General features: G+C 54.0%; 26 protein-coding genes and 1 riboswitch. Of the genes, 14 read left to right on the top strand and 12 right to left on the bottom strand.

What is annotated here, in order from left to right; all coding sequences use genetic code 11:
* Window positions 1-3: 3 nt before the first annotated feature.
* A complete protein-coding gene (gene dnaG, locus AC07WB_RS16540; protein ID WP_097095969.1) occupies window positions 4-1,749 on the bottom strand; it encodes a DNA primase in 1,746 nt (581 codons plus the stop codon).
* Between the two features lie 118 nt (window positions 1,750-1,867).
* Complete coding sequence (rpsU, locus tag AC07WB_RS16535; RefSeq protein ID WP_008103436.1) at window positions 1,868-2,083, bottom strand: 30S ribosomal protein S21; 216 nt, start codon at window positions 2,081-2,083, stop codon at window positions 1,868-1,870.
* A gap of 281 nt (window positions 2,084-2,364) precedes the next feature.
* Between rpsU and tsaD the strand changes: the two genes are divergently transcribed.
* The gene (tsaD, locus tag AC07WB_RS16530; protein WP_494940861.1) at window positions 2,365-3,378 is read left to right on the top strand and encodes a tRNA (adenosine(37)-N6)-threonylcarbamoyltransferase complex transferase subunit TsaD; all 1,014 of its coding nucleotides are present in this window, start codon (window positions 2,365-2,367) and stop codon (window positions 3,376-3,378) included.
* Window positions 3,379-3,407: 29 nt separating this feature from the next.
* Here the strand turns inward: tsaD and plsY are convergent, their stop codons facing one another.
* Window positions 3,408-4,007 carry a glycerol-3-phosphate 1-O-acyltransferase PlsY gene (plsY, locus tag AC07WB_RS16525; RefSeq protein ID WP_097095971.1) on the bottom strand — a complete coding sequence of 200 codons (600 nt, stop codon included), beginning with the start codon at window positions 4,005-4,007 and terminating at the stop codon, window positions 3,408-3,410.
* A gap of 107 nt (window positions 4,008-4,114) precedes the next feature.
* Here plsY and folB point away from each other — a divergent pair, with 107 nt between their 5' ends.
* On the top strand, window positions 4,115-4,474 hold the full coding sequence (folB, locus tag AC07WB_RS16520; RefSeq protein WP_097095972.1) for a bifunctional dihydroneopterin aldolase/7,8-dihydroneopterin epimerase: 360 nt from the start codon (window positions 4,115-4,117) through the stop codon (window positions 4,472-4,474).
* Window positions 4,475-4,665: 191 nt separating this feature from the next.
* Window positions 4,666-5,484 carry an undecaprenyl-diphosphate phosphatase gene (gene bacA, locus AC07WB_RS16515; RefSeq protein ID WP_097095973.1) on the top strand — a complete coding sequence of 273 codons (819 nt, stop codon included), beginning with the start codon at window positions 4,666-4,668 and terminating at the stop codon, window positions 5,482-5,484.
* Window positions 5,485-5,502: 18 nt separating this feature from the next.
* Here bacA and AC07WB_RS16510 read toward each other — a convergent pair whose 3' ends face one another.
* Together AC07WB_RS16510 and AC07WB_RS16505 are read right to left on the bottom strand one after the other, a co-directional pair.
* Window positions 5,503-6,735: a multifunctional CCA addition/repair protein gene (locus tag AC07WB_RS16510; protein WP_097095974.1), complete on the bottom strand. Its 1,233-nt coding sequence runs from the start codon at window positions 6,733-6,735 to the stop codon at window positions 5,503-5,505.
* A gap of 142 nt (window positions 6,736-6,877) precedes the next feature.
* Window positions 6,878-7,501: a TIGR04211 family SH3 domain-containing protein gene (locus tag AC07WB_RS16505; protein WP_097095975.1), complete on the bottom strand. Its 624-nt coding sequence runs from the start codon at window positions 7,499-7,501 to the stop codon at window positions 6,878-6,880.
* Window positions 7,502-7,705: 204 nt separating this feature from the next.
* On the opposite strand from AC07WB_RS16505, the gene AC07WB_RS16500 reads away from it, so the two are divergent.
* The 3 genes from AC07WB_RS16500 to hldE all read left to right on the top strand — a co-directional run bounded on the left by AC07WB_RS16500 (window position 7,706) and on the right by hldE (window position 13,416).
* Window positions 7,706-9,016: a CYTH domain-containing protein gene (locus tag AC07WB_RS16500; RefSeq protein WP_097095976.1), complete on the top strand. Its 1,311-nt coding sequence runs from the start codon at window positions 7,706-7,708 to the stop codon at window positions 9,014-9,016.
* Window positions 9,017-9,041: 25 nt separating this feature from the next.
* Window positions 9,042-11,900 (top strand): bifunctional [glutamate--ammonia ligase]-adenylyl-L-tyrosine phosphorylase/[glutamate--ammonia-ligase] adenylyltransferase, encoded by a 2,859-nt coding sequence (gene glnE, locus AC07WB_RS16495; protein ID WP_494940860.1) that lies wholly within the window; start codon window positions 9,042-9,044, stop codon window positions 11,898-11,900.
* Between the two features lie 91 nt (window positions 11,901-11,991).
* Window positions 11,992-13,416, top strand: coding sequence for a bifunctional D-glycero-beta-D-manno-heptose-7-phosphate kinase/D-glycero-beta-D-manno-heptose 1-phosphate adenylyltransferase HldE (hldE, locus tag AC07WB_RS16490; RefSeq protein WP_345828251.1), 1,425 nt, complete (start codon window positions 11,992-11,994; stop codon window positions 13,414-13,416).
* 37 nt (window positions 13,417-13,453) lie between these two features.
* Here the strand turns inward: hldE and ubiK are convergent, their stop codons facing one another.
* Window positions 13,454-13,759, bottom strand: coding sequence for a ubiquinone biosynthesis accessory factor UbiK (gene ubiK, locus AC07WB_RS16485; protein ID WP_008103418.1), 306 nt, complete (start codon window positions 13,757-13,759; stop codon window positions 13,454-13,456).
* 171 nt (window positions 13,760-13,930) lie between these two features.
* A riboswitch (FMN riboswitch) is annotated at window positions 13,931-14,080 on the top strand.
* A 105-nt stretch (window positions 14,081-14,185) separates the two neighbouring features.
* Between ubiK and ribB the strand changes: the two genes are divergently transcribed.
* The gene (gene ribB, locus AC07WB_RS16480; RefSeq protein WP_097095979.1) at window positions 14,186-14,842 is read left to right on the top strand and encodes a 3,4-dihydroxy-2-butanone-4-phosphate synthase; all 657 of its coding nucleotides are present in this window, start codon (window positions 14,186-14,188) and stop codon (window positions 14,840-14,842) included.
* Window positions 14,843-14,874: 32 nt separating this feature from the next.
* On the opposite strand, the gene AC07WB_RS16475 is transcribed toward ribB, so the two are convergent.
* Window positions 14,875-15,279: a cell wall hydrolase gene (locus tag AC07WB_RS16475; RefSeq protein WP_494940859.1), complete on the bottom strand. Its 405-nt coding sequence runs from the start codon at window positions 15,277-15,279 to the stop codon at window positions 14,875-14,877.
* Window positions 15,280-15,611: 332 nt separating this feature from the next.
* Here AC07WB_RS16475 and ygiD point away from each other — a divergent pair, with 332 nt between their 5' ends.
* A complete protein-coding gene (ygiD, locus tag AC07WB_RS16470) occupies window positions 15,612-16,397 on the top strand; it encodes a 4,5-DOPA-extradiol-dioxygenase (protein WP_494940858.1) in 786 nt (261 codons plus the stop codon).
* A gap of 38 nt (window positions 16,398-16,435) precedes the next feature.
* Here ygiD and AC07WB_RS16465 read toward each other — a convergent pair whose 3' ends face one another.
* The 3 genes from AC07WB_RS16465 to tolC form a co-directional block, all read right to left on the bottom strand.
* Window positions 16,436-17,599 (bottom strand): glutathionylspermidine synthase family protein, encoded by a 1,164-nt coding sequence (locus AC07WB_RS16465; RefSeq protein ID WP_494940857.1) that lies wholly within the window; start codon window positions 17,597-17,599, stop codon window positions 16,436-16,438.
* Between the two features lie 8 nt (window positions 17,600-17,607).
* Complete coding sequence (locus AC07WB_RS16460) at window positions 17,608-18,282, bottom strand: DUF1190 family protein (RefSeq protein ID WP_345828258.1); 675 nt, start codon at window positions 18,280-18,282, stop codon at window positions 17,608-17,610.
* 141 nt (window positions 18,283-18,423) lie between these two features.
* Window positions 18,424-19,896 carry an outer membrane channel protein TolC gene (gene tolC, locus AC07WB_RS16455; protein ID WP_097095984.1) on the bottom strand — a complete coding sequence of 491 codons (1,473 nt, stop codon included), beginning with the start codon at window positions 19,894-19,896 and terminating at the stop codon, window positions 18,424-18,426.
* Window positions 19,897-20,109: 213 nt separating this feature from the next.
* Between tolC and nudF the strand changes: the two genes are divergently transcribed.
* The 6 genes from nudF to AC07WB_RS16425 are packed head-to-tail and all read left to right on the top strand — an operon-like array spanning window position 20,110 to window position 25,520.
* Window positions 20,110-20,745 (top strand): ADP-ribose diphosphatase, encoded by a 636-nt coding sequence (gene nudF, locus AC07WB_RS16450; protein ID WP_097095985.1) that lies wholly within the window; start codon window positions 20,110-20,112, stop codon window positions 20,743-20,745.
* Window positions 20,742-21,167 carry a DUF1249 family protein gene (locus AC07WB_RS16445; RefSeq protein ID WP_008103400.1) on the top strand — a complete coding sequence of 142 codons (426 nt, stop codon included), beginning with the start codon at window positions 20,742-20,744 and terminating at the stop codon, window positions 21,165-21,167. Before nudF ends, AC07WB_RS16445 begins: the two co-directional genes overlap by 4 nt.
* 42 nt (window positions 21,168-21,209) lie before the next feature.
* Window positions 21,210-22,037 (top strand): 3',5'-cyclic-AMP phosphodiesterase, encoded by an 828-nt coding sequence (gene cpdA / locus AC07WB_RS16440; protein WP_345828260.1) that lies wholly within the window; start codon window positions 21,210-21,212, stop codon window positions 22,035-22,037.
* Between the two features lie 3 nt (window positions 22,038-22,040).
* Window positions 22,041-22,622: an esterase YqiA gene (gene yqiA / locus AC07WB_RS16435; protein WP_097095987.1), complete on the top strand. Its 582-nt coding sequence runs from the start codon at window positions 22,041-22,043 to the stop codon at window positions 22,620-22,622.
* 46 nt (window positions 22,623-22,668) lie between these two features.
* Complete coding sequence (gene parE / locus AC07WB_RS16430) at window positions 22,669-24,564, top strand: DNA topoisomerase IV subunit B (protein ID WP_345828261.1); 1,896 nt, start codon at window positions 22,669-22,671, stop codon at window positions 24,562-24,564.
* Window positions 24,565-24,620: 56 nt separating this feature from the next.
* Window positions 24,621-25,520 carry a LysR substrate-binding domain-containing protein gene (locus AC07WB_RS16425; protein ID WP_097095989.1) on the top strand — a complete coding sequence of 300 codons (900 nt, stop codon included), beginning with the start codon at window positions 24,621-24,623 and terminating at the stop codon, window positions 25,518-25,520.
* Between the two features lie 36 nt (window positions 25,521-25,556).
* Here the strand turns inward: AC07WB_RS16425 and AC07WB_RS16420 are convergent, their stop codons facing one another.
* Window positions 25,557-25,865 carry a putative quinol monooxygenase gene (locus tag AC07WB_RS16420; RefSeq protein WP_097095990.1) on the bottom strand — a complete coding sequence of 103 codons (309 nt, stop codon included), beginning with the start codon at window positions 25,863-25,865 and terminating at the stop codon, window positions 25,557-25,559.
* A 31-nt stretch (window positions 25,866-25,896) separates the two neighbouring features.
* The gene (locus AC07WB_RS16415; RefSeq protein ID WP_345828263.1) at window positions 25,897-26,478 is read right to left on the bottom strand and encodes an NAD(P)H-dependent oxidoreductase; all 582 of its coding nucleotides are present in this window, start codon (window positions 26,476-26,478) and stop codon (window positions 25,897-25,899) included.
* Window positions 26,479-26,514: the final 36 nt, after the last annotated feature.

Below are 26,514 nucleotides of genomic sequence, written 5' to 3'. Positions count from 1 at the left end.
ATCTTATTTTTTCGCTAATGCCTGGCTTAAAGCCCAGAACTCGCGACGTTCGATGGCGCTTAGGCCTTCCGTTCGCTCACGTGCGATTAATGCTTCAAGGCGCTGTTCGAGCGCGGAATCATAAATACTTGCCAGTGAATCCTGAAACACTTCTTCCGCCTCTTCATCCACTATCATGTGGTTCCAGGTGGCCAGTGTTTCAAGGGTCTGGCTAAAATTTGTCCCGCGATATAACTCTAGTAGCTGTCCGGTCGTCAGGCCAGGATTCTCTGTACAACGACTGACTAACTCCACAAATAGCGGTAAACCCGCCATTTTCGACTGCTCGAGTCCATCCAGTGTAGGCACGATGGAAGCAAATTGCGGATTCTGCACCAATAACGCAATCAACACGCGCATGGTGGTGCGCTTCAACGGTGGCGCCGTTGGTAGCACTCCGCTTTCGGCCAGCTTCGGCATCAGCTTGTCTAACTGGTTATCGTCAAGAATGCCGAGTTTGTTACCCAAAGTTTGACGCATATAAATGCGTAAGGTTTCACCAGGAATCTGACTAATCAGCGGCAGCGCCAGTGTCGCCAGCTTGGTCTTACCGTCACGGGTACTCAAATCCACCTGCGGCATTAAGCTATCGAACAAAAACGTGGAGAGCGGTGTTGCCTGCTCCATCCGCGCTTCGAAGGCTTCTTTGCCCTCTTTGCGTACTAGCGTGTCTGGATCCTCGCCATCGGGCAAAAACATAAAGCGTAGCTGACGACCATCATTCATGTATGGCAATGCGGTTTCGAGCGTACGCCACGCGGCCTCACGTCCGGCGCGGTCGCCGTCGTAACAGCAAATCACGGTATCGGTTGAACGATACAGCAGCTGAACGTGTTCCGCAGTGGTCGAGGTGCCCAGCGAAGCAACGGCATAATCGATGCCAAATTGCGCCAGCGCCACCACGTCCATGTAACCTTCTACCACCAGCAAACGCGCGGGTTGCGGATGATTTTTTTGTGCTTCATAAAGCCCGTACAGCTGGCGGCCTTTATGAAAAATGGGTGTTTCAGGTGAGTTCAGATACTTCGGCGTATCATTGCCCAGCACGCGACCACCAAAACCTATTACGCGGCCACGCTTATCGCGAATAGGGAACATCACGCGATCGCGGAAACGATCGTAGGTGCGGCCTGAGTCATTGCTGACCAACATGCCGGCTTCCATCAGTGATTCGCGATCGTCTTTTTGCTGGCCAAAGCGCTTCAGTACATTATCCCAACCGGCGGGCGCATAGCCGATAGCGAAGTGATCGATCACTTCCTGGCTGAGTCCGCGCGTGGCGAGATAATTCTGAGCAGATTGCGCTTGCGGATTCCGCAGGCTCTGTTGATAAAAGCCGTTCAGGCCTTCCAGCAACTGATAAAGACTTTGACGCTGATGGCGTTCCATTTGGCTGGGGCCGTTGCCCGCTTCATACGGCACTTCTAAGCCGTGAAGCGTAGCCAGCTCCTCAACGCTCTCAACAAATTCCAGACGATCGTGATTCATCAGGAAATCGATGGCGTTGCCCTTGGCTCCGCAACCGAAGCAGTAATAAAACTGCTTCTCACCGCTGACGGTGAAAGAGGGGGTTTTCTCGTTATGAAAAGGACAGCACGCGTGATAATTCTTACCCTGCTTTTTCAGCTTAACGCGGGCATCGATAAGATCCACGATGTCCGTGCGGGCAAGTAAGTCGTTGATAAATACGCGTGGAATTCGTCCTGCCATAAGCCCCGATTTTTCAGCTCATAAACGACAACAAGCCGCGCTTCCTTTCGGAAAGCACGGCCTTTTACTTGACTCTGTCTGCGTTTATCACGCGGCGGAAGCGAACTTCCGCAAGAAATTAGTACAGACGAGTGCGGCGTGCGTTTTCGCGAGCCAGTTTCTTGGCGTGACGCTTAACTGCAGATGCTTTAGCGCGCTTACGCTCGGTGGTAGGCTTTTCGTAGAACTCACGGCTACGAACTTCTGCCAGAACACCTGCTTTCTCGCATGAACGCTTGAAGCGACGCAGTGCTACGTCGAACGGCTCGTTTTCACGTACTTTAATTACCGGCATGTAACTCTTACCTCGATAAAATTCGGTTTTTGCTGCTGACTGCGGCGCCAGCACATTTCAAAATGGTGCAGCATTTTACTCCAGCCGCGGCCGACTTGTAAAGCACCATGTATAATTTAGAACCAACAGGGGCATATGCCTTCGCGGCTGCCGGTTTTTTCAGGCCGTGGAGTATAGCGCACTCTTTATGCGACAGAAAAACACTTTTTCCTGGCCAAAGTGTCTGGGCTGTGATTTGGCTGTGCTACACTGCGCGCCGCAAGAAGAGGGTGATAAAAGCTATGCGAGTTCTGGGTATTGAAACGTCCTGCGATGAAACCGGCATCGCGATTTATGACGATGCGTCCGGTCTGCTGGCAAATCAATTATATAGCCAGGTGAAACTGCATGCCGATTACGGCGGTGTAGTGCCAGAACTGGCATCGCGCGACCACGTGCGCAAAACCGTGCCGCTGATTCAGGCCGCGCTGAAAGAAGCCGGTCTTGAGCCGCAGCAAATTGACGGCGTTGCCTATACGGCGGGGCCAGGATTGGTTGGCGCGCTGCTGGTTGGGGCGACTATTGGGCGTGCGTTGGCCTTCGCCTGGAATGTGCCGGCGGTACCGGTGCATCACATGGAAGGGCATCTGCTGGCGCCGATGCTGGAAGAGCATCCGCCGCAGTTCCCGTTTGTCGCGCTGCTGGTTTCCGGCGGTCACACGCAATTGATCAGCGTGACCGGTATTGGTGAATACACTTTGCTTGGTGAATCGATTGACGATGCAGCCGGTGAAGCCTTTGATAAAACCGCCAAATTGCTCGGTCTGGATTACCCCGGCGGGCCGATGTTATCGCGTATGGCACAGCAGGGTACGCCAAACCGCTTCAGGTTCCCGCGTCCGATGACCGATCGTCCGGGGCTGGACTTCAGCTTCTCCGGCCTGAAAACCTTTGCGGCGAATACCATTCGCGAGCATCAGGGCGACGAACAAGCACGTGCTGATATTGCCCGCGCGTTTGAAGATGCGGTGGTTGATACTTTAATGATCAAGTGCAAACGCGCGCTTGAGCAAACCGGTTTTAAACGTTTAGTGATTGCCGGTGGCGTCAGCGCCAACCGCACGCTGCGTGAGCGCATGGCTGAGATGATGCAAAAGCGCGGCGGCGAAGTGTTTTACGCGCGTCCTGAATTCTGCACCGATAACGGCGCAATGATCGCCTATGCCGGTATGGTGCGACTGAAAGGTGGCACGCGTGGAGAGCTTGGCGTCAGCGTGCGACCGCGCTGGCCGCTGTCAGAACTGCCCGCCATCTAAAACGAAAAACCGGCATCGCGCCGGTTTTTTTATTTCTTCTTTTTCCGCTTCCAGATCTTATTTTCCTGGCCGCGCCACAGGCGCTGGATGTTGTCGTGATGCCGCAACAGAATCAGGCAGGAGAGCATGGACACCGGAAAGGTAAACTGCGGCTTGAACCACCAGACATAAAACGGGGCGATCAGCGCGCTAACAATCGCACCCAGTGACGAATAACCGCTTAGCAGCACCGTTAGCAGCCAGGTGCCGGTCATCAAACCCGTCAAATCCCAGCCGATCGGTGCGATGGCACCGAAGGCGGTTGCCACGCCTTTACCGCCGCGAAAACGGAAGAATACCGGATAGATGTGGCCAAGGCAGGCGGCAATTGCCGTTAGGCCAAGATAGAGTGGCGCAACGTGCAGCAGATAAGCTATCCACACCGGAATCATGCCTTTCGCCACGTCGAAAATCAGCACCGCCGCCGCCGCAGCCTTACCACCAATGCGTAAAACATTGGTAGCGCCAGGATTGCCTGAGCCCTGCGTGCGCGGATCGGGTAAACCAGCCAGTTTACAAACCAGTATCGCACTGGAAATCGAACCGCAAAGATACGCGAAAATAATCATACCAAGCGCGATAGCACTCATAGCTTCGTACCGTTCCTTTTGGGTCGTTTTGTTCTCGATAAGCGTGGATAATACGCATAATCCGCCGGAAGTGGTATCCGGCTTAGCCAAAAACAGAGACTGACATCATGGATATCGTATTTATCGAGCAACTCACCGTGTTCACCCACATTGGCGTTTACGACTGGGAGCAAGGCATGCTACTGAAATTGGTGCTCGATGTCGAAATGGCATGGGACAACCGTCAGGCCGCGGCCAGCGATGATGTGAATGATTGTCTGAGCTATGCCGATGTCACCGAAGCGATCCTCAATCACCTACAAGGCCGGCGTTTTGCCCTCGTCGAAAGGGTGGCGGAAGAAATCGCCGATCTGTTGATGAATCGTTTCAAAACGCCGGGAGTACGCATAAAGGTAGGTAAACCGGGGGCTATCGCCCAGGCTGCGAGCGTTGGCGTGCGTATTGAGCGCGGGACTATTCCGAAATAAATCTTCCGTGATTGCCATCACAATGAAACCAAACCAAATTATGGTGTGTCTCACTTGAGGCCGCTGCGCTGACCAATCGATCGTGCCTGAATTTCTTAAGGTTTCCTTCAGCGTAGCGCAGGCATAATTTCAGGCGGTAGCCCTTTGCGACCGCCTTTTTACTGTTTAAAACGGATAGAGGATAAATTTTGATGGCAGACATTCATCAGCTTTGGGTAGCTGCAATCCTGGGGATTGTAGAAGGCCTCACGGAATTCCTGCCGGTCTCTTCCACGGGCCACATGATTATTGTTGGCCACCTGCTGGGTTTTGAAGGCGAGACCGCCGAAACCTTCGAAGTGGTGATCCAGCTGGGATCGATTCTGGCTGTGGTGGTGATGTTCTGGCGCCGACTGTTTGGTTTAATCGGCATTCACTTTGGTGAGGTCAAACACGAAGGTGTAGGGACCGGAAGGTTAACGCTGATTCATATTCTGCTGGGTATGGTGCCAGCGGTGGTAATTGGTTTGCTGCTGCACGATCAAATCAAAACGTTGTTTAACCCGATTAACGTGATGTACGCGCTGGTTGTCGGCGGTGTGCTGCTGTTGGTGGCCGAGTATTTCAAACCAAAACAACCCAAAGCCGTTGGCGTGGATGACATTACCTATCGCCAGGCATTTATGATTGGCTGCTTCCAGTGTCTGGCGCTGTGGCCGGGCTTCTCTCGCTCGGGAGCGACAATTTCGGGCGGTATGCTGATGGGCGTAAGCCGTTATGCGGCGTCGGAATTCTCGTTCATTCTGGCGGTGCCGATGATGATTGGTGCAACCGGCCTTGATCTCTATAAGAGTCTGGGATTCCTGACGATGCAGGATCTCCCGATGTTTGCGGTAGGTTTCGTGACCGCTTTCATTGTGGCGCTGCTGGCAATCAAAGTGTTCCTGGAGCTGATTAAGCGTATCTCGTTCGTCTCTTTCGCCATCTACCGCTTCATTATCGCGGCCGTGGTTTACGCCATCTTTATGTAAGTTATCCCGCGCGGCCGGTTACGCTGGCCGCGCGTTAATCAATTCCGCCTGCAGTACCGCAATACGTCGACGCGTTAACTCTTCCCGTACTTCAGCCCCTTTAAAACCTGCCGCAACCACTTCTTTAGTGGGCACCGCTTGCGCTAGCGTAAATGCCAGGCGCAAATAATCGCCTTGCGGATAAGCCATGCTTTCCAGGCCGCTTCGGCCGCGCGCATCGGCTTCGCTGGTCAGTGCCATTTTCTCTACGCGATCGGGTTTGCGCCAGGCATCTATGCGATCAAACAACGCGATGAGCGCATCGGCCGGCTGACGTTCAATGGTGTGCACCACGTCGTGGAATTCTGTGACGACCAACGCCAAATCACGCACGTGATTCGGCACGCGCAGGCGTTGGCACAGCGCTTCAACGATGGGCACTCCCGCCAGGCCGTGACCATGATGGCTAGGCCATTTGTCCGCTGGCGTTAGCGCTTTGCCGACATCGTGAAAGAGCGTGGCGAAACGGACATCAAGCTGATCCGAGAGCGCGGCGGATAACGTCAGCGTCATCAACGCGTGTATGCCGGTATCAATTTCTGGGTGCCATTTGATTGGCGCAGGGATGCCGTAAAGGTTATCAATTTCCGGGAACAAGACGTGCAGCGCGCCACAATCACGCAGTACCTGGAAATAGACCTGCGGATTATGCGTCAGCAACGCTTTTTCCGTCTCTTTCCACACGCGTTCTGCCGTGAGATGAGCCAGTTCACCGCTGGCGGCCATTTCACGCATCAGCGCCAGGGTTTCATCCGCAATCCGGAAATTAAGGTGGGCAAAGCGGGCGGCAAAACGCGCCACGCGCAGCACTCGCAGCGGATCTTCATTAAAAGCGGCAGAAACATGGCGAAGCTGGCGCTGAGCCAGATCGCGCTGGCCACCGTAAGGATCGATTAGCTCACCACTTTCGTCTTGTGCGATGGCATTGATGGTAAGATCGCGGCGCTGCAGATCCTGCTCCAGCGTGACGTCAGGCGCGAATTGCGTCACAAAACCGGTGTAACCATTGCCGCTTTTGCGCTCTGTTCGTGCCAGCGCGTACTCTTCACGGCTGCGCGGATGCAAAAAAACCGGAAAATCCCGGCCTACCTGCTGATACCCTTCCGCCAGCATGGTATCGGCTGTAGCGCCGACTACCACCCAATCTCTATCTTTTACCGGTAATCGCAGCAAGGCATCGCGCACTGCGCCACCGACCAGAAACGTCTTCACTCAACCACTCCAGAAGCAAATCAGAAATTGCGTGCACAACACGCTTGTTGCTTTATTGTTGCATACTTTGGCTAAAAATCGGGCACGACAGAAAGGGCATCTTACGATCCCCTTGAATAAAAGAACAAATCTAGGTGGCGCGTTAATTCATCCAGCGATCGTTTTTCTTGCGGCGCGGCACCATGTGCGGCAGCAGCAGACCCAGCAGTAAGCCCACGCCCAGCACGCCGCCGCCATACATAAACCACTGCATGATGATGGTGCGCTGTTTGTCATCCAGCTGCACATTCGCGGCGCTGACTTTCTTCTGCGCGACGATCAGCTCGTTCTTCAGCTTCTGATTCTCAGCTTTAAGGCCGTCAATGGTGCCGTCGCTGTTGGCGACTTTGTTTTGCATCTCGGAGGTGCGTTGGTTCCAGCTGTTATCGATGTTCGCCAGCTTCGCAGTCAGGTCTTTAACCTGCTGCTCCAGCTGCGGCACGCGAGTGCGCAGGCTGGGATTGGCGCTCAGCTGCGACAGTGGAATCCAGTTAGTTTTACCTTCTGCATCACGGATTTGGCCATATTGGGAATCACTGTTGGTTTGCAGTAAGGTGACTTCCTCTCCGGCGTTCAGCTTGCCAATCAGGCGATATTGATCGCCTGGGCCGCTGCGCACCCAAGTGGATAATTCATCGGAGATATAACGCTTTTCGTCAGCAGCATGGGCAGGTGTGATGGCGCTGAAAGCCAGCAAAGAAAGAGCAGCGAGTGTGATTTTTTTCATTCGATATCGTTTTTTCTTAATGGCGTAAAATTACCGGCACAGTCTGGAGACGCTTCTCATAAATCTGAATGAGAACTATCCTGGTCTCAATCTGGTGCGAAAAGGGTCGTAAAAGCACAAGAAAGCGGAGACAGCGGGCTTCCGGTGCATTACTCTTCGCCAGATTAAACTCGTAAGTGCCAGCAGCGTATTGAATAAAAAATTATGACCATTGAAATCGAATTAAAGTTCATTGCCACTCCGCAAGCCGCCGAAAAACTGGCTGAAAAGCTTGCCGCCTGGCCACATCAGCATTTCGCCGCGCGCGATCTGACTAACATCTATTATGAAACCGACGACAACCAGCTGCGTCGCTGGGATATGGGCCTGCGCATTCGCGGCGTTGATCAACGTTATGAAATGACGCTGAAAGCCGCCGGTAAAACCGTGGGTGGCTTGCATCAGCGTCCGGAGTACAACGTTGATCTCACGGAGCCACAGCTGGATATTGCGCGTCTTCCCACTGAAATCTGGCCAGCAGGCACCGATATCACTGCGCTGCAATCGCAACTGCAACCGCTGTTTAGCACCCACTTCCAGCGTGAAACATGGCTGGTGGAGTTTGGCGGCAGTGAAATTGAAGTGGCGTTTGATCGCGGTGAGGTGACGGCGGGTGAGCTCAGTGAGCCGTTGTATGAAGTTGAGCTTGAGCTTAAAAGCGGGCAGCGCGATGACCTGCTGAAGTTTGCTGATGCTTTGATTGCGCTGGGTGGATTACGCCTCGGCAGCCTGAGCAAAGCGGCGCGCGGCTATCAGCTGGCGCAAGGCAATCTGCCTCGTCCAGTGCGTGCCCTGCCGTTGCAGAAAATCGCCGCCAAAGCGTCGGTGGAGCAGGGCATGATCAACGCCATGACCGCCGCGCTGACGCATTGGCAATATCATGAAGAAGTTTGGCTGCGCGGCAATAAAAATGCCAAAGCGTCGGTGATTGAAGCGCTGGAAACGCTGCGCCAGGCCTTTTCACTGTTTGGTGCTTTGGTCCCACGCAAGGCCAGCAGCGATCTGCGTCAGAAGTTGACGCGTCTTGAAGAGATGCTAGCTGATGAAGAGAACAATGCGGAAGCAGCCTGTTTCTCACTCACCTCCGTCGAAGCCCAGTTAGCGCTTACTCACTGGCTGGTTGAGTCTCAGTGGCAGAATTGGCTCGACGACAAGAGTCGCAGCAAATTGCAGGGATCCTTCAAACGCTTCAGCGATATTATGCTGAGCCGTATTGCAGCCGACCTCAGAGAAACCTTTGATGGCGTTCAGCTGTTCAATGAGTTTCAGGATAAGGCGACGCGCCTAAATCGTCAGCTGCTGGCGGTTAATTTGCTGGCGGGCGCCTATCCGGCCGAGGATGTTAATAGCTGGCTGGAAGGGTGGCAGGAGTTGCAGCATGCCATTCGGGAAAAGCAGGAGCGAGGCTTAATTCATCTGGCTAATCTCGCTATTCGGCCCGCGCCATTCTGGCTCAATAGCGGAATCAAACGCTAACGAAAAATCCAATCAGGGAGAGACGATGTTGTTACCGTTACCAGCGCTGATGCAGGCGCAGTTGGCTAATGTGGCAGAGCGACTTGGTTTGCCACTCTCAGCGTTCACGCCAGAACAGGCTGGTGCGCTGACCTTTAGTGACTTTATCCTCGATAACCTGCAGCAGCATCCGGAATGGTGGCAGCATTTGCAGCAGCAAGCGCCCGCGCCAGATGAGTGGCAGCACTATGCCCGCTGGCTGAATGACGCGCTGCAAGCGGTTGATAACGAATCCTCCCTGATGCGCGAACTTCGTCTGTTCCGCCGGCATATGCTGGTGCGTATTGCCTGGATGCAGGCGCTGCAGCACTCCAGCACGGAACAGAGCTTGCAGCAGCTCAGCACGCTGGCGGAAATTCTGATTGCGGCAGCGCGCGATTGGGTATGGCAGGATTGCAGCCGTGATTTCGGCACCCCCTGCAATGACGCCGGAGAAGCCCAACCGATGCTGATCCTGGGTATGGGTAAACTGGGTGGCTGCGAGCTTAACTTCTCTTCTGATATCGACCTGATTTTTGCCTGGCCGGAAAACGGTGTCACGCACGGCGGACGGCGCGAACTCGACAATGCACAGTTCTTTACGCGCATGGGCCAGCGCCTGATCAAAGTTCTCGATCAGCCGACGGTAGATGGATTTGTCTATCGCGTGGATATGCGCCTGCGCCCGTTTGGTGACAGCGGTCCGCTGGTGCTGAGCTTTGCTGCACTGGAGGATTATTACCAGGAACAGGGGCGCGACTGGGAACGCTACGCGATGGTTAAAGCCCGGCTGATGGGCGATGACCGTGGCCACTGGAGCCAGGAATTGCAGCAAATGCTGCGCCCGTTTGTCTACCGGCGTTACATCGATTTCAGCGTGATCCAGTCGCTGCGTAACATGAAAGGTATGATTGCACGCGAAGTGCGCCGACGGGGCTTGAAAGACAACATCAAACTCGGCGCGGGCGGTATCCGTGAAACAGAATTCATCGTTCAGGTATTCCAGCTGATTCGAGGAGGACGTGAGCGCTCACTACAATTACGATCCTTGCTGCCTACGCTCGAAGCGATTGGCGAACTGGCTTTACTTAGCCAGCAGCAGGTTGAACATCTGCGTGAAGCCTATCTTTTCCTGCGTCGCCTGGAAAACCTTCTGCAAAGTATTAATGACGAGCAGACGCAAACGCTGCCGGAAAACGAACTCGATCGCCAGCGCTTAGCGTGGGCAATGGGCGCGGTGGACTGGCATGCGCTGATGGCGCAGCTTGAAGAGCACATGGCTGGCGTGCGCGCCATCTTTGATGAGTTGATTGGTGACGATGCGCCTGACGTTGACGATCAGCCACAGCTGGCTGAATTTGCCGGGCTATGGCAAGACGCGCTAGAAGAGAACGACCTTATTCCGGTAGTGCCGCAGCTGAATGATGCGCAGCGTCACGCGCTTTACAATGCGCTAAACAATTTTCGCCAGGATGTGAGTCGCCGTACTATTGGCCCGCGCGGGCGTTTGGCGCTTGATCAGCTGATGCCGCGTCTGCTCAGTGAGGTTTGCCCACGCGAGGATGCGGATGTGCTGCTGAACCGCCTGACGCCGCTGCTGTTGGGCGTGTTGACGCGCAGTACCTATCTCGAGTTGTTAACCGAATATCATGGCGCGCTGCGCCATCTGATTCGCCTCTGCGCCGCATCACCGATGATTGCCAGCCAGCTGGCGCGTTATCCGCTGCTGCTGGATGAGCTGCTCGATCCGGCAACCCTTTATCAACCTACCGCTACCGATGCGTACCGCGATGAGTTGCGTCAGTATCTGCTGCGCATCCCCACCGATGACGAAGAGCAGCAGTTGGAAGCGCTGCGCCAGTTTAAGCAGGCGCAGCATCTGCGCATTGCCGCTGCTGATATTGCTGAAACGCTGCCGGTCATGAAAGTGAGCGATCACTTAACCTGGCTGGCGGAGGCGATAATTGAATCGGTAGTGCAGCAAGCCTGGCAAATGATGGTGCAACGTTATGGGCGTCCATCACATCTCACCAGCGATAGCGAACGGGGTTTCGCGGTGGTGGGCTATGGCAAGCTCGGTGGCTGGGAACTGGGTTATAGCTCCGATCTCGATTTGGTCTTCCTGCACGATTGCCCTGATGATGCGGAAACGGATGGTGAACGCGTCATTGATGGCCGCCAGTTCTATCTACGCCTGGCACAGCGCGTGATGCATCTGTTCAGCACGCGTACCTCCTCCGGCATTTTGTATGAGGTGGATGCGCGTCTGCGTCCTTCTGGCGCCGCAGGGATGCTGGTGAGCACCTTTGCCGCCTTCAACGAGTATCAGCGTAGCGAAGCCTGGACCTGGGAACACCAGGCATTAGTGCGCGCGCGCATTGTGTTCGGTGAGCCCGCGCTCTGCGAACGTTTTGATGATATCCGGCGCGGTATTCTCTGCCTGCCGCGAGAGCGCGATACGTTGCAGAAAGAAGTGCGCGAAATGCGCGAAAAAATGCGCGCGCATCTCAGCAATAAACATAAAGGCCGCTGGGAGATTAAGACCGATGAGGGCGGTATCACCGATATTGAATTCATCGCACAATACTTTGTCTTAGGCTACGCCGCTGCACAGCCCGCATTGACGCGCTGGTCGGATAACGTGCGCATATTTGAGCTGATGGCCCGGCATCACATCATGCCGGAAGATGAGGCACAGGCACTGACGCACGCCTACGTAACGCTGCGTGATGCGCTACATCATCTTGCGCTACAGGAATTACCGGGACATGTTGCGCCCGACGCCTTTGCCGCTGAGCGAGCGGTGGTAAACAGCAGCTGGCAGCGTTGGTTGAACGTTGCCGAATCAGATCGCGCGGGACAGTAAGCCATAGGGCTTCGAAACCCTGCAACTTAACGTAGGAAGGGTATATGGTATTATCCGCGCATAATTTTGACCGTAGTCTGGAGTCTTTGGAATGAAAGTAACACTGCCCACCTTTGGCAAGGCCACCGTGTTGGTCGTCGGCGACGTGATGTTGGACCGCTATTGGTATGGCCCAACCAGCCGTATTTCGCCGGAAGCGCCGGTACCGGTGGTAAAAGTGGATACCATTGAAGAGCGTCCGGGCGGTGCGGCTAACGTTGCGATGAACATTGCCGCGCTCGGTGCTGCATCTCGCCTGATTGGTCTGACCGGTGCTGACGATGCCGCGCGAGTGTTAAGCGAAACGCTGCAGAAAGTGAAGGTTGACTGCGATTTTGTAGCAGTAAAAAGCCATCCGACCATTACCAAACTGCGCGTGTTATCCCGTAATCAGCAACTTATTCGCCTCGACTTCGAAGAAGGGTTTGAGGAAGTGGATCCGCAGCCGATTCACGATCGCATGCGTCAATCGCTGAAGCAGGCGGGTGCGCTGGTACTGTCAGACTACGCTAAAGGCGCGCTGAATAGCGTACAGACCATGATTCAGCTGGCGCGTGAAGCCAATGTGCCCGTGCTGATCGATCCAAAAGGCACGGATTTCGAACGTTATCGTGGTGCGACGCTGCTGACACCTAATTTGTCTGAGTTTGAAGCCGTGGTGGGTAAATGCAAAACCGTTGATGAGATTGTCAGCCGTGGTATGCAGCTGATTGCCGATTTCGAACTCTCCGCGCTGCTGGTTACCCGCTCAGAAAACGGAATGACGCTGCTCCAACCCGGCAAAGCGCCGCTGCATTTGCCCACGCAGGCGCAGGAAGTGTATGACGTCACCGGTGCCGGTGATACGGTGATTGGTGTGCTGGCGGCGGTATTGGCGGCGGGCGATAGCCTGGAGGATGCCTGTTTCCTCGCCAATGCGGCGGCGGGTGTGGTGGTAGGCAAGTTGGGTACTTCCACCGTCAGCACCGTTGAGTTGGAGAACGCCATTCATGCTCGTCCGGAAAGCGGTTTTGGCGTGATGAATGAGTCAGAGTTGAAAGCCGCTGTGGCGCAGGCGCGCCAGCGCGGTGAAAAAGTGGTTATGACCAACGGAGTATTCGATATCCTGCATGCGGGCCATGTTTCCTATCTGGCCAATGCGCGTAAGTTAGGCGATCGCCTGATTGTGGCGGTAAATAGCGATGCTTCTACCAGGCGGCTGAAAGGCGAAACGCGTCCGGTGAATCCGCAGGAAAACCGCATGATTGTGCTGGGTGCGCTGGAAGCCGTTGATTGGGTAGTATTGTTTGAAGAAGATACGCCACAGCGTCTCATCGCTGAAGTCCTGCCCGATCTGCTGGTGAAAGGCGGCGATTACAAGCCGGAAGATATCGCGGGAAGCAAAGAAGTGTGGGCGAACGGCGGCGACGTGCGTGTGCTCAACTTTGAAGATGGTATTTCAACCAGCAACATCATCAAAACCATTCGCAGTCATTAAGCTTGAGCTGGCGGGAGAATCTCTCCCGCCAAATACATTACTGCGGAGTATCGATTTTGCCAGCCGGATCGGGCGTGATAATCGCTGGAGCCGGTGCCGCTGGGCTCTCACTTTCCAACTTCGCCAAACGCTGTTCCAGTGCGGCAAGTTTCTCACGTGTGCGCAGCAAAACCTGCGTCTGTACGTCGAACTCTTCACGATTGACCAAATCCATGCGCGTCAATTGCGCCTGCAAAACCTGACGGATTTTCTTTTCGACATCGTCGCCAAAATCACGAATACCTTTCGGCATAGCTTCATGTACCTGGCGAGCCAGTTGTTCAATTTTTTTCGTGTCGATCATGATGATTTCCTGATTACGGTGGCCGATAGCAGTGCGTGTTCGGACTTAATAGCTATTAAGTGTAATGCCTGAAACGAAAAGGTTAAACCTGAATTCCGCAACGCAGGAAATGCAAAAGCATTTGCACTTTTGTCGATTGCCCGACCAGATGATTGGCGTTATAGTTTATCCGCTTATTCTCAGGGCGGGGCGAAATTCCCCACCGGCGGTAAATCAGCGTCTGCTGAAAGCCCGCGAGCGCTATCACTGCAAAGTGATAGGTCAGCAGATCCGGTGTGATTCCGGAGCCGACGGTTAGAGTCCGGATGGGAGAGGGTAACGACATCTGCCGGGCTTTGCCCGCGTCACGTTATTGCCATGTGTTTTGTACGCACTCCTAAGCACGCCCTGGTTCTGGTAACTCATATTTTTATAAGGTTTTTTACCATGAATCAGACGCTTCTTTCTGAATTTGGCACGCCTGAACAGCGTGTAGAACGCGCCATTGATGCGCTGCGTAATGGTCGCGGTGTGATGGTGCTTGACGATGAAAATCGTGAAAACGAAGGCGATATGATCTTCGCTGCAGAAACCATGACCGTTGAACAGATGGCGTTAACTATCCGCCACGGTAGCGGCATTGTTTGTCTCTGTATCACTGAAGAGCATCGCAAACAGCTTGAACTGCCGATGATGGTTGAAGATAACACCAGCGCTTATGGCACCGGTTTTACTGTAACAATCGAAGCTGCAGCCGGCGTAACAACAGGCGTTTCTGCAGCCGATCGCATTACCACTATTCGTGCTGCGGTAGCGGATGGCGCTAAGCCTTCTGACTTAAATCGTCCGGGCCATGTTTTCCCGCTGCGTGCGCGTGAAGGCGGTGTGCTGACACGTGGTGGGCATACTGAAGCCACCATCGATCTGGTGACGTTGGCAGGATTCAAGCCTGCAGGCGTGCTGTGTGAATTGACCAACGATGATGGCAGCATGGCGCATGCGCCAGAAGCGATTGTGTTTGCTAAGCAACATGATATGCCGGTTGTCACCATCGAAGATCTGGTTGCATATCGCCGTCAGCGCGAGACGCGTCAGGCCAGCTAACTGGATGATGATAATAGAAAGGGCCGGAGACACTATCCGGCTTTTTTTATGCGTGCTCGTTTGGCGTAAAACACATGATTACCAATCACCACTGTACGTTGGAACGTATGACGCCATGCCGGTTTAGCACCGTGTGCGTGAAAAAAGGTCGCTCCTTTCGTCACGTCTTTTAATTCCCCCTTTACGATCTTTTTCGCCAGCTTTCTGGCTTGCTGCCAGTTCTTGTCTTCTCTGGGCGGAGAACGATAAGGTTTTTTCCTGAAAGACGTCCAGGAGAACTGCTTCGGTGCGTACACCACAGGGCAGATCTCTTTGATCTCCCCCTTTGCCCGGTTCATGGTCAACGTACCTATGGCTATTTGTCCTTTAATCGGTTCACCACGCGCTTCATGGTAGATATTCATCGCCAGGCACAATATTGCTGCCTCAATTAACATAATGTTCCACCCCTCATGTTTGTTAAACCGAGGGGAGTGTAAGAATCAGCTTTCGGCGATGTAACAAGACCTGTCTGGCTCGCCGCTGCCTCCAAGCTATGTGCCTGATAACTGGAGATGTCATGGGTAAGATTGCGACGAATCTTGCTTCAAAAAGAAAAGGGGAAGTAGTTAAGCCGGTGTGTTGACGTCAGGGGAAAAGCCATGGGCGTTTCAATGGAAAATTTGTTCAAATTAACTGATGAAGAACATCATGCTTATCAGCGTTAATCCGGCCATGAAAGCGCGTATCGTAGCGGTTAACAAAGCTACAATTCGCCAGAGGATTAATCATGAGCCACACCCGTATGCCCGCGCTGTTCCTTGGTCATGGCAGCCCAATGAACGTCCTGGAAGATAACCGTTATACCCAAGCCTGGCAGCATTTAGGTGCCACATTGCCGCGACCGCGCGCTATTCTCGCCGTTTCGGCACATTGGTATACGCGGGGTACGGCCGTGACGGCGATGAAGGATCCACGCACCATCCATGACTTTGGCGGTTTCCCACAAGCGCTGTTTGATGTGCGCTACCCGGCGCCTGGATCGCCCGATTTAGCGCAGCAGGTGATTGATTTACTGGCGCCGATTGCAGTCAAGGCCGATCAGGAGTGGGGATTTGATCATGGATCCTGGGGCGTGCTGGCAAAAATGTATCCAGCTGCCGATATTCCCGTTGTGCAGCTGAGTATCGACGGCACTAAACCCGCCGCATGGTACTACGAAGTGGGGCAAAGGCTAGCCTCGTTACGCGACGAAGGTGTGATGATCGTTGCTAGCGGTAACGTGGTACATAATCTGCGTATGCTGCGCTGGCAGGGAGCAGAAACCGCTTATCCCTGGGCAGAGAGTTTTAATCAGTTCGTACGTGAGAACCTGAGCTTCCAGGGCGAGGTGGCGGATCATCCTCTGGTGAATTTTATGCAACATCCAGATGCGCAGCAGTCAAACCCAACGCCGGAACACTATCTGCCGCTGCTGTATATTCTGGGCGCACGCGCCGCTGATGAAGCGATTACGCTCCCGGTGGAAGGGATGGAGATGGGCGCGATCAGTATGATGTCAGTGCAGGTTGGTTAACTATTCTGGCCGCCCGAGGATTGCGGGCGGCGCAGCGTTTACTCAATAAAAGTGTGGGGATAAAAGCGAGACAGATCCTGAGTGATCAAGGCACGATCTTCACGCAGGCCAATGCCGGCAGGTTGATCGTCAATCAGCCAGCTACCAATCAGCGTGTAGCTATCACCAAATTTAGGTAACTGATAGAACTGCTGAATAATCATGCCTTCTTCGCCATACGGGCCGTCGGCACGCGCGATCTCCTGACCATTTTCGATGATGCGAATATTGGCCCCTTCGCGCGAAAACAGCGGTTTCACCACATATTTATCCATCTGCGGCGCGTTTTTGTCATCTGCAAAATAGGCGGGCAGCAGGTTAGGATGGGTAGGGAACATCTCCCACAGCAGCGGCAGCAGCGCCTTATTGGAAATAATGCTTTTCCACGCAGGCTCCAGCCAACGGACACCGGCATCCGCGAGCTTGGTAGAGAACACTTCGCGCAGCATGAATTCCCACGGATAGAGTTTAAATAGGTTGCTGATAACCTGATCGTTTACATCGGTAAACTGGCCTCTTTCGCCTAACCCAATTTCATCAATATAGAGAAATTCACTCGGCAGCCCGGCTTCGGTAGCGCAGTCCTGCAGATATTGCACCGTAGCGCGATCTTCTTCGGTGTCCCGGCAGCAGGAAAAGTGCAGCCAGTTAAAACCGTGTTGCTGATGCAGTGTGGCAAAGCGATCAATCAACTTCTCTTGCAGGCTGTTGAATTGGTCACTGCCGTGCGGCAGATTGCCCGCTTTAACTTGATCTTCTAGCCAGATCCACTGAAAGAATGCCGCTTCATACAGCGAGGTTGGCGTATCTGCATTATTTTCCAGGAGTTTGGCATCACCTTTACCATCCCATGCCAGATCGAGGCGCGAATAAAGTGAAGGCTGGCGTAGCTTCCAGGACTCACGCACAAAATCCCATGTGTGCTTAGGAATGCAGAAACGGGTGAGTAGCGCCTCGCTATTCACCACCTTTTCCACGGCCTGTAAACACATCTGATGCAGTTCGGCGGTGGTCTCTTCCAGCTGTTCAACCTGCGCTAGCGTGAACTGATAGTAAGCATCTTCACACCAGTACGGCTCGCCATACATGGTGTGAAACTGGAAGCCATACTCCGCTGCTTTTTCACGCCAGTCTGGGCGCTCGCTGATTGCAATACGTTGCATGCTGCGGCTTAGCCTCCCAGCGAACGGCTGCTGGTGCCGGAGGCACTGCTGCGCTGCATGGTGTTTTGTTTTGCCACGCTGTCACCGAAACCGCCGCGGGTAATGGTGGAGGTGGTTGCCGGTTTAGGTGCCATGGCGGTTTTTGGCACGTTCATTGTGCGGCCTGAGGTGGCATTACCGTAATTTTTACCCGCTGCATCAACAAATTTGCCGTTTGCTGGGCTATTTGGATTCTTCGGTGAGAAGAGCGGTTGCTGGGCAAAGCCTGCGCCGCCGCCCATCATCCGGCCCATCATGTAACCGGCCATCAACGGCATCCAGAAGCTGCCGCTTTGCTGTGCTTCCGCGTTATTCGCGGTGGTACCAACGCCTGCCTGCGCCGGCGTTTGCTGGCACTGATTTTCACCAAACTCTGCAACGCAATCCTCACGCGTGGCATATTTTGGCGCGGTACGTTCGGCTTCTTTCAAGGCGTTATTGTACGCAGTGGTACATTGCGCGCTCTCGCCTGGATTGGCTTTTGCACAATCATCCGCGTTTTGGTAGAGGGAAACCGTTTCGTCACTCTGTTCGCAGCCTGCCAGCATAAACACTGCGCTAACGGCAAATGCAACCGGCGTTAAGTGGCGTGCCTGCCAGCTTTTACGGAAAGCGGCGTGGCGAATATTTTTCGTCCGTTTCATTATCTTTATCCTGTGCCCAAAGGTGGGGGTTAGGATAGGGGATGAGTGGTGGAAAATGAAGCGTGACGCCAGAGGGAGAGGGGATCTTTACGTTGTTATACGATTGAATGCGAAAGGGGCCGCAAGCGACCCCTTTATAAATCAATTACCGAAGGGATTTCCACTGCTGCGGGCGGCAGCGGGACGCGCTCGTGCGGCGCTTGAAGGCGCTGTCGTCTGCGGACCGTTATCCACGCGGGCGGCTTGCTGGTTGTTTTCCGGTGCAACAACTTCGGGTGCTGTCGTCACCTCTTTGCCGAGTGAACTGTTCAGCTGTTGCAGATCCTGCTCGTTCAGCGTACCCAGCGCATATTTAATATTCAGCTGGTTAATGAGGTAGCTGTAACGTGCGTCAGAAAGCTGCTGTTTAGCGTTGAACAGCGTGGTGGTGGCATCCAACACATCCACGATCGTCCGCGTACCCACCTGATAACCGGCTTCCATCGCATCAAGTGAACTCTGCGCAGAGACAACCGCCTGCTTGTAGGCATCGATGCTGCTGATAGACGCATTCACGTTGTTGAATGAGGAACGGACGGTTTGCACCGCGCTACGGTGCGCGCCTTCCAGCTGCTCGCTAGCGGCAACATAATTGTACTGCGCCTGTTTCACCTGTGAAGTCACAGAACCACCGCTGTACAGCGGCATGGTGAAGCTCAGGCCAACCTGGTTAGAACCGGTAATTGAGTCGGTGCTGCTTGCGCTCTGATTCGCGCGGCTGCCGCCATATTTGCTGTTAGACATACCGGTTGAGGCCGTCAAATCCAGCGTTGGCATGTGGCCGGTTTCCGCTGAACGAATCTGCTCACGTGCCAGATCCTGGCTCAGACGTGCAGAAAGCAAGTTCAGGTTACGGCTTTCAGCTTGTTTCAGCAGCGCAGCAACGGCATCGGGACGCGCCGTTTTAAAACGATCGATATTCAGTGAAGCCAGCGACAGATAATCCATGCCGGTAATCTGGCGCAGCGATTCCACGGCGTTATCGAGGTTGTTGCGGGCAGTGACTTCGTTAGCCAGGACGCTGTCATATTGCGCGCGGGCGTTTTGAACGTCAGTGATCGCCACCAGCCCAACGTTGAAGCGCTGGGTGGTTTGATCCAATTCGCGGTAGATCGATTGTTTCTGTGCTTCAGTGTAAGAAAGCGTATCGATCGCCTTCAACACGTTGAAATAGGCAGTTGCACTGTTCAGAATCAGGTCTTGCTGGGCAACCTGATAAGTGACGTCCTGGATACCAGCCGCTTTTTCCTGCAGTGACAGCGCGCGCCATTTCGACATGTCGAAAATAGTTTGAGTTAATTGCAGAGACGCGCTGGTCGTGTTGGAATGAAGTCCGCTGCTGTCGCGGTAGCCATTGTTATAAGTATAATCTGCGCCCAAGCCTAGCTGCGGCAATAAAGGACTACGCGCTTCATTGATCTTTTCAAATGCAGCGTCGCGATCCGCAGCGGAAGCACGCAGATCGGGGTTGCTAAGGCGCGCCTGCTGATAGACCTGCAACAGGTTTTCTGCCTGGCTGGCCAGGCTGAATCCGCCCAGGCTCAGTCCAATAAAAAGTGGGAGCAGTTTTTTCATTTGCATTCCTTTTGTTGCAGCAAATTGCACTGGTAGCGCTGCAGGTAAGCCAAAAAAATAATCGCCGATTCTACAGAGGCGGCGTCAGAGATAAGTTGGCTGAACGTGCCTTCTTCCCCTAATTTACGCAATTAATTCAAAAAGAACCACTCGGACGGAGCGGCGGGCTTGGCTTTTCTTTGCTCCACCCCAATCTGCATAAGGAATCAGACGATGGTAAGTGAAAAAAAATCCCCTGTGACTTTCACAAAAAACGATGTAGAAATTATTGCACGCGAAACGCGTTACGATGGTTTTTTTTCCATCGTGAGTTACCGTTTTCGTCACCGCCGTTTTAATGGCGAAATGAGTGGTGAAGTGGTACGCGAAGTTTTTGAGCGCGGTCACGCTGCCGTGCTGCTACCCTATGATCCCTTACGTGACGAAGTGGTGCTGATCGAACAAATCCGCATCCCGGCTTATGATTCCAGCCCAACGCCCTGGCTGCTGGAAATGGTGGCCGGCATTATCGAAACCGGTGAAACACCGGAAGATGTCGCGCGCCGTGAGGCGGTAGAAGAGGCCGGCCTCAAGGTTGGTCGCGTCAAACCGATAGTGAATTACTTAGCCAGCCCGGGCGGAACGTCTGAACGTTTGTCGGTGCTGGTGGGCGAAGTGGATGCCAGCCTGGCAGAGGGAAATCACGGGCTGGAGGAAGAGAATGAGGATATTCTTGTCCATGTGGTAAGCCGTGAACAGGCCTATCGCTGGGTGGAAGAGGGGATTATTGATAACGCAGCATCTGTCATCGCCTTGCAATGGCTGGCGTTGCACCATGAAAAACTACGAGAAGAGTGGAAGCTAAAATGAAACAGCGCTACACCCCTGACTTTCCCGAAATGATGCGTCTGTGCGAAACCAATTTCGCTCAGCTGCGCCGCCTGCTGCCGCGTAATGACGAAGCAGGCGCATCGGTGATTTATCAGGTGAACGGCGCCAGTTATCAGCTCACCATCGAAGAATCAACGCGCTACACCACGCTGGTTGAAGTGCGCCAGGTGGCGCCGGCGGTGAGCTACTGGAGCCTGCCATCCATGTCCGTGCGGCTCTATCATGATGCGATGGTCGCTGAAGTGTGTTCCACTAAACAGATCTACCGTTTTAAAGCGCGCTATGATTATCCTAATAAAAAACTGCATCAGCGCGATGAAAAACATCAGATTAACCAGTTCCTTGCGGATTGGCTGCGCTACTGCCTGGCGCACGGCGCTGTGGCCGTACCGGTCTGCTGATAGCGTAAAAAGCAACGATGGCGTGGAGATTAAGGAAACGCTTTGGATAGCCTGCTAACTCTTCCTGCGGTAGATGGGTCTGATATCAGGATTTTACAAATCACGGATACCCATCTTTTTGCTGGAAAACATCAATCGCTACTTGGGGTGAATACCTGGTCGAGTTTTGATGCCGTGCTGGACGCCATTGAGGCACAGCAGCATAACTATGATCTGATTATCGCCACAGGCGATCTCGCTCAGGATCACACCGTTGAAGCTTACCAACACTTTGTAGCGGGCATTTCACGCCTGCCAAAGCCTTGCGTCTGGCTGCCGGGTAATCACGATTTTCAGCCAGCGATGGTGGATACCTTAGCTGATGCCGGCATTAAGTCAGACAAGCATGTCTTATTAGGCGATCACTGGCAGCTGGTACTGCTGGATAGCCAGGTGTTTGGCGTGCCGCACGGCATGTTGAGTGAATATCAACTGGAGTGGCTGGATAGCGCTCTGCGCAAATATCCGGAGCGTCATACGCTGGTGCTGCTGCACCATCATCCACTCGCTTCCGGCTGTACCTGGTTAGATCAGCACAGTTTACGCAATCCTCATCAGCTGGAAGCGGTGTTGCAACACTTCCCGCGTGCGCGAAATCTGGTGTGCGGTCATATTCATCAGGAACTCGATCTCGATTGGCATGGCCGTCGCGTGCTGGCTTCGCCGTCAACCTGCGTACAGTTCAAACCTCACTGCACCAACTTCACCATTGATACGCTCGCCCCTGGCTGGCGCTGGTTTACCTTGCAACCGGACGGCACGCTGGAAACCGAAGTGAACCGCTTGCAAAGTGACATGTTCCGCCCCGACCTTGATTCTGAGGGCTACTAAGCGATGGCGGCGCTGATCTATCTGCATGGATTCAACAGTTCACCGCAATCGGCGAAAGCCACCCAGCTGCAACAATGGCTCAGCGAGCGGCATCCGCAGCTTCAGGTTATGGTGCCACAGCTGCCGGCTTTCCCGGCGGAAGCAGCCAGTATGCTGGAAGATCTGGTGATGCAATATGCGGGTGAACCGCTGGGGTTGGTAGGATCGTCGCTCGGCGGTTATTTTGCTACCTGGCTGTCGCAGTGTTTTATGTTGCCCGCGGTGGTGGTCAATCCCGCCGTGCGCCCGTTTGAGCTGCTGGTGGATTATCTGGGGGAAAATCGTAATCCCTACACCGGCCAGCAATATGTGTTAGAGTCTCGCCACATTTACGATCTGAAAGTCATGCAGATTGACCCTCTTGAAGCGCCCGATTTACTTTGGTTGCTGCAACAAACCGGCGATGAAATACTCGACTATCGCCAGGCGCTGGAGTATTACAGCGCATGCCGCCAGACGGTTGAAGAGGGCGGCAATCATGCCTATATCGGATTCGAACGCCATTTCGCACAAATTATTGATTTTCTGGGATTAAACGCTCAGTAATTCCGCGAGGTGGGGCCATTTTCTTATTGCTAATCAGACATTTACGATGAGCCAATCAAGCTATAATGCCGATGCCATTGAGGTCCTGACCGGCCTTGAACCGGTGCGTCGTCGTCCGGGGATGTACACCGATACCACGCGCCCGAACCATCTAGGCCAGGAAGTGATCGATAACAGCGTCGATGAGGCGCTGGCGGGTCATGCTAAACGCGTGGAAGTGATTCTTCATGCCGATCAGTCGCTGGAAGTGATTGATGACGGGCGTGGCATGCCGGTGGATATCCATCCCGAAGAGGGCGTGCCTGCGGTTGAGCTGATTCTTTGTCGGCTGCATGCGGGCGGCAAATTCTCCAATAAAAACTATCAGTTCTCCGGCGGTCTACACGGCGTGGGGATCTCGGTGGTTAACGCCTTATCTAAGCGGGTCGAAGTCACCGTGCGCCGCAACGGCGAAATCTACCAGATCGCCTTTGAAAATGGCGACAAAGTACAGGATCTTACGGTTACCGGCACCGTTGGCAAACGTAACACCGGCACCAGCGTGCATTTCTGGCCAGATGCCAGCTTCTTCGATAGCCCGCGCTTCTCAGTTTCCCGCTTATCGCATCTGTTAAAAGCCAAAGCCGTGCTGTGCCCAGGCGTGGAGATTGTCTTTAAAGACAAGGTTAACGATACCGAACAGACGTGGATGTATCAGGATGGTTTGACTGACTACCTCTGCGAAGCGGTCGATGGCCTGCCAACGCTGCCGGAAAAACCGTTCGTCGGCAGCTTTGCTGGCGATGTTGAAGCGGTAGATTGGGCGCTGCTGTGGCTGCCGGAAGGCGGTGAACTGCTGACAGAAAGCTACGTTAACCTGATCCCGACCATGCAAGGCGGCACGCACGTCAACGGCTTACGTCAGGGTTTGCTGGATGCGATGCGCGAGTTTTGTGAATTCCGCAATATTCTGCCGCGCGGCGTAAAGCTCTCAGCGGAAGATATCTGGGATCGCTGCGCTTACGTGCTGTCGGTGAAGATGCAGGATCCACAATTTGCCGGTCAGACTAAAGAGCGCTTGTCGTCACGTCAGTGTGCGGCGTTTGTCTCAGCCGTAGTGAAAGATGCCTTTAGCCTGTGGCTGAACCAGAACGTGCAGGCGGCTGAAATGCTAGCCGAACTGGCGATCTCCAGCGCCCAGCGCCGTATGCGTGCAGCGAAGAAGGTCGTGCGTAAAAAACTCACCAGCGGGCCGGCATTGCCCGGCAAGCTAGCGGACTGCACCGCGCAGGATCTGAACAAGACGGAATTGTTCCTCGTGGAAGGGGATTCCGCCGGCGGATCGGCCAAACAGGCGCGCGATCGTGAATATCAGGCGATCATGCCGCTGAAAGGTAAGATCCTCAATACCTGGGAAGTCTCTTCAGATGAAGTGCTGGCCTCGCAGGAAGTGCATGATATCTCTGTGGCGATCGGTATCGATCCCGACAGCGACGATCTGAGCCAACTGCGTTACGGCAAGATCTGTATCCTTGCGGATGCGGACTCGGATGGTTTACACATTGCGACCTTGCTGTGTGCGCTGTTTGTGAAGCATTTCCGCTCGCTGGTGCAGCACGGCCACGTGTATGTGGCGATGCCACCGCTCTATCGCATCGATCTCGGCAAGGAAGTCTATTACGCGCTGGACGAGGATGAGAAAGAGGGCGTGCTGGAGCAGCTGAAGCGCAAGAAAGGCAAGCCAAATGTGCAGCGCTTTAAAGGCCTGGGGGAAATGAACCCGCTACAACTGCGTGAAACCACGCTCGATCCCAACACGCGTCGTCTGGTCCAGCTGACAGTGAGCGATGATGATGTGGAGCAAACGCTACGCGTTATGGATATGTTGCTGGCGAAGAAACGTTCGGAAGACCGCCGTAACTGGCTGCAAGAGAAAGGCGATTTAGCCGACCTCGAAGTCTAACAATAAGGGGCGCTGCGGCGTCCTTTATTATTTTGCTATTCGCCGGGGAAGGGAACGTGAAAATCACACTGGAAGAGTTACGCGCCTGGGTCGCGGTAGTGGATAGCGGATCGATTACCGCTGCCGCCGATCAGCTTGATCAAACCAGTTCAGGTATCAGTCGGGCGCTGAGCCGCCTCGAAGGTAAGTTACAAACCACGCTTTTACATCGTACTACCCGTCGCCTTGCGCTCACGGAAGAAGGCTTGATTTTTCTCGATCATGCGCGCCAGATCCTCTCCGCCGTCGAGCTAGCCGAAGAGCAGATCGCCCAGCGCCGTGAGATCCCATCCGGAAGATTACGGGTTAACGCCAACGCGCCGTTTATGCTGCATGTGATTGTGCCGCTGGTGGCTGAATTCCGTCAGCGTTATCCACAAATCCTGCTGGAACTGAATACCGACGACATCATGATCGATCTGCTGGAGCAGCAAACCGATATTGCCATTCGTGTGGGGGAACTGCGTGATTCAACGCTACGCGCTCGCGTGCTGGGCAGCAGCGCCACGCGTTTAGTGGCCAGCCCGGCTTATTTGCAACAGCATGGCGCACCGGAGAGCGTTGCCGCGTTGTCCAGCCACCAGCTGCTCGGTTTTAGCCAGCTGGATGCGCATAACATCTGGCCGGTATGGCAGCGCGAAGGCGAGTTTTTGCAGATAAAACCGACGCTCTCGGCGTCAAGCGGCGAAACGTTACGTCAGCTGGCGTTGGCCGGGCAGGGCATTGCACGATTATCGGATTTTGTCAGTCGTGAGGATCGTGAGCGAGGAAAGCTGGTGCAGGTACTGGAGCAGGAGACGCGTGAGCTTCGTCTACCGATTCATGCTGTCTATTACCGCAATCAATCTCTGACGTCGCGCATTACCTGCTTTCTCGATTTTCTGCGTGAGAAGATTGAAGAAAATCAGCTACTTTAGTAAAAAGCCTCTGCACCGGGCAGAGGCCTAAGCGCATTAGCCCACGGGTTCCAGCACGAGGATTTTCACATCCACCACGTCGTCTTTAATCACTGAGCGATGAGCATCCATGTGCGGCATCTGCTGATGCTGCTCGAGATGACGCAGTGATTCCCACTGTTCCAGCATAAAAATAGAGTCAGGCGAATTCTGTTTCCACGGCACCTGCGCCTGGTGGTCGACGAGTGCATCGTATTGATGGCATCCCTCTTCTTCCAGCACGGTAGGAATCAGTTTGTTGATGGCATCCAGCACGACCTTGCGGCGGCCTGGTTTCACACAAATTTCTGCAACGACGGTTAACATAGTGCTTCCTCTTTTCCCTGGGTGCTTACAGTTAAGCAAAAATCTGGCTGAGATGAGTCCGATAACGTTCAATATCGCGCGGCACGTCCGGCATTTTAATCACATCATTACAGATAAAGGTCGGCAAAGCGTCCATCCCCAGGAACTGATTGGCTTTGTGGAAGTGCAGATATAAACCATCCACGCCAACGCCTTCGAAGAACTGCTCTGGATCGTTAAAGGCTTCCAGCGGCGCATTCCAGGTCAATGACAGCATATATTTTTTGCCCTGGATTAACCCGCCAGAACCGTATTTTTTACCGGCATCGCTGCGCGTACGACCATCGCTGGCATACAGTGAACCGTGACCTTCGGTGAAGACATCATCGATGTATTTTTTTACGGTCCACGGCTCACCCATCCACCAACCCGGCATCTGATAGATCACCACATCGCTATCGAGGTACTTTTGCACTTCTTCTGCCACGTTATAATCGCTGTCGGCAATGGTCACTTGCACCTGGTGGCCAAGGTCGCGCAGCTGGCTGGCAGCAACTTCTGTCAAAGTGTGGTTCAGCTCGCCTTTCGAATGGGCGAAGGTTTTGCCGCCGTCGATAATTAAAATATTGCTCATAACTCGCTCCGTTTCTCGTTGATGGCGCACACTCTA

It is taken from the genome of Pantoea sp. GW821-FHT03E06, from assembly GCF_059420725.1.
This window is presented reverse-complemented; position numbering and strand designations above follow the sequence as displayed.

Excerpts from the sequence above, each read along its gene's own strand:
- bacA (WP_097095973.1), top strand. The coding sequence starts at position 4,666 with ATGGCAGACATTCATCAGCTTTGGGTAGCTGCAATCCTGGGGATTGTA.
- yqiA (WP_097095987.1), top strand. The coding sequence starts at position 22,041 with ATGGCGGCGCTGATCTATCTGCATGGATTCAACAGTTCACCGCAATCG.
- glnE (WP_494940860.1), top strand. The coding sequence starts at position 9,042 with ATGTTGTTACCGTTACCAGCGCTGATGCAGGCGCAGTTGGCTAATGTG.
- AC07WB_RS16445 (WP_008103400.1), top strand. The coding sequence starts at position 20,742 with ATGAAACAGCGCTACACCCCTGACTTTCCCGAAATGATGCGTCTGTGC.
- parE (WP_345828261.1), top strand. The coding sequence starts at position 22,669 with ATGAGCCAATCAAGCTATAATGCCGATGCCATTGAGGTCCTGACCGGC.
- ribB (WP_097095979.1), top strand. The coding sequence starts at position 14,186 with ATGAATCAGACGCTTCTTTCTGAATTTGGCACGCCTGAACAGCGTGTA.
- dnaG (WP_097095969.1), bottom strand. The coding sequence starts at position 1,749 with ATGGCAGGACGAATTCCACGCGTATTTATCAACGACTTACTTGCCCGC.
- rpsU (WP_008103436.1), bottom strand. The coding sequence starts at position 2,083 with ATGCCGGTAATTAAAGTACGTGAAAACGAGCCGTTCGACGTAGCACTG.
- AC07WB_RS16415 (WP_345828263.1), bottom strand. The coding sequence starts at position 26,478 with ATGAGCAATATTTTAATTATCGACGGCGGCAAAACCTTCGCCCATTCG.
- AC07WB_RS16475 (WP_494940859.1), bottom strand. The coding sequence starts at position 15,279 with ATGTTAATTGAGGCAGCAATATTGTGCCTGGCGATGAATATCTACCAT.
- ygiD (WP_494940858.1), top strand. The coding sequence starts at position 15,612 with ATGAGCCACACCCGTATGCCCGCGCTGTTCCTTGGTCATGGCAGCCCA.
- AC07WB_RS16505 (WP_097095975.1), bottom strand. The coding sequence starts at position 7,501 with ATGAAAAAAATCACACTCGCTGCTCTTTCTTTGCTGGCTTTCAGCGCC.
- nudF (WP_097095985.1), top strand. The coding sequence starts at position 20,110 with ATGGTAAGTGAAAAAAAATCCCCTGTGACTTTCACAAAAAACGATGTA.
- AC07WB_RS16420 (WP_097095990.1), bottom strand. The coding sequence starts at position 25,865 with ATGTTAACCGTCGTTGCAGAAATTTGTGTGAAACCAGGCCGCCGCAAG.
- plsY (WP_097095971.1), bottom strand. The coding sequence starts at position 4,007 with ATGAGTGCTATCGCGCTTGGTATGATTATTTTCGCGTATCTTTGCGGT.
- tolC (WP_097095984.1), bottom strand. The coding sequence starts at position 19,896 with ATGAAAAAACTGCTCCCACTTTTTATTGGACTGAGCCTGGGCGGATTC.
- AC07WB_RS16460 (WP_345828258.1), bottom strand. The coding sequence starts at position 18,282 with ATGAAACGGACGAAAAATATTCGCCACGCCGCTTTCCGTAAAAGCTGG.
- AC07WB_RS16500 (WP_097095976.1), top strand. The coding sequence starts at position 7,706 with ATGACCATTGAAATCGAATTAAAGTTCATTGCCACTCCGCAAGCCGCC.
- folB (WP_097095972.1), top strand. The coding sequence starts at position 4,115 with ATGGATATCGTATTTATCGAGCAACTCACCGTGTTCACCCACATTGGC.
- ubiK (WP_008103418.1), bottom strand. The coding sequence starts at position 13,759 with ATGATCGACACGAAAAAAATTGAACAACTGGCTCGCCAGGTACATGAA.
- AC07WB_RS16465 (WP_494940857.1), bottom strand. The coding sequence starts at position 17,599 with ATGCAACGTATTGCAATCAGCGAGCGCCCAGACTGGCGTGAAAAAGCA.
- hldE (WP_345828251.1), top strand. The coding sequence starts at position 11,992 with ATGAAAGTAACACTGCCCACCTTTGGCAAGGCCACCGTGTTGGTCGTC.
- tsaD (WP_494940861.1), top strand. The coding sequence starts at position 2,365 with ATGCGAGTTCTGGGTATTGAAACGTCCTGCGATGAAACCGGCATCGCG.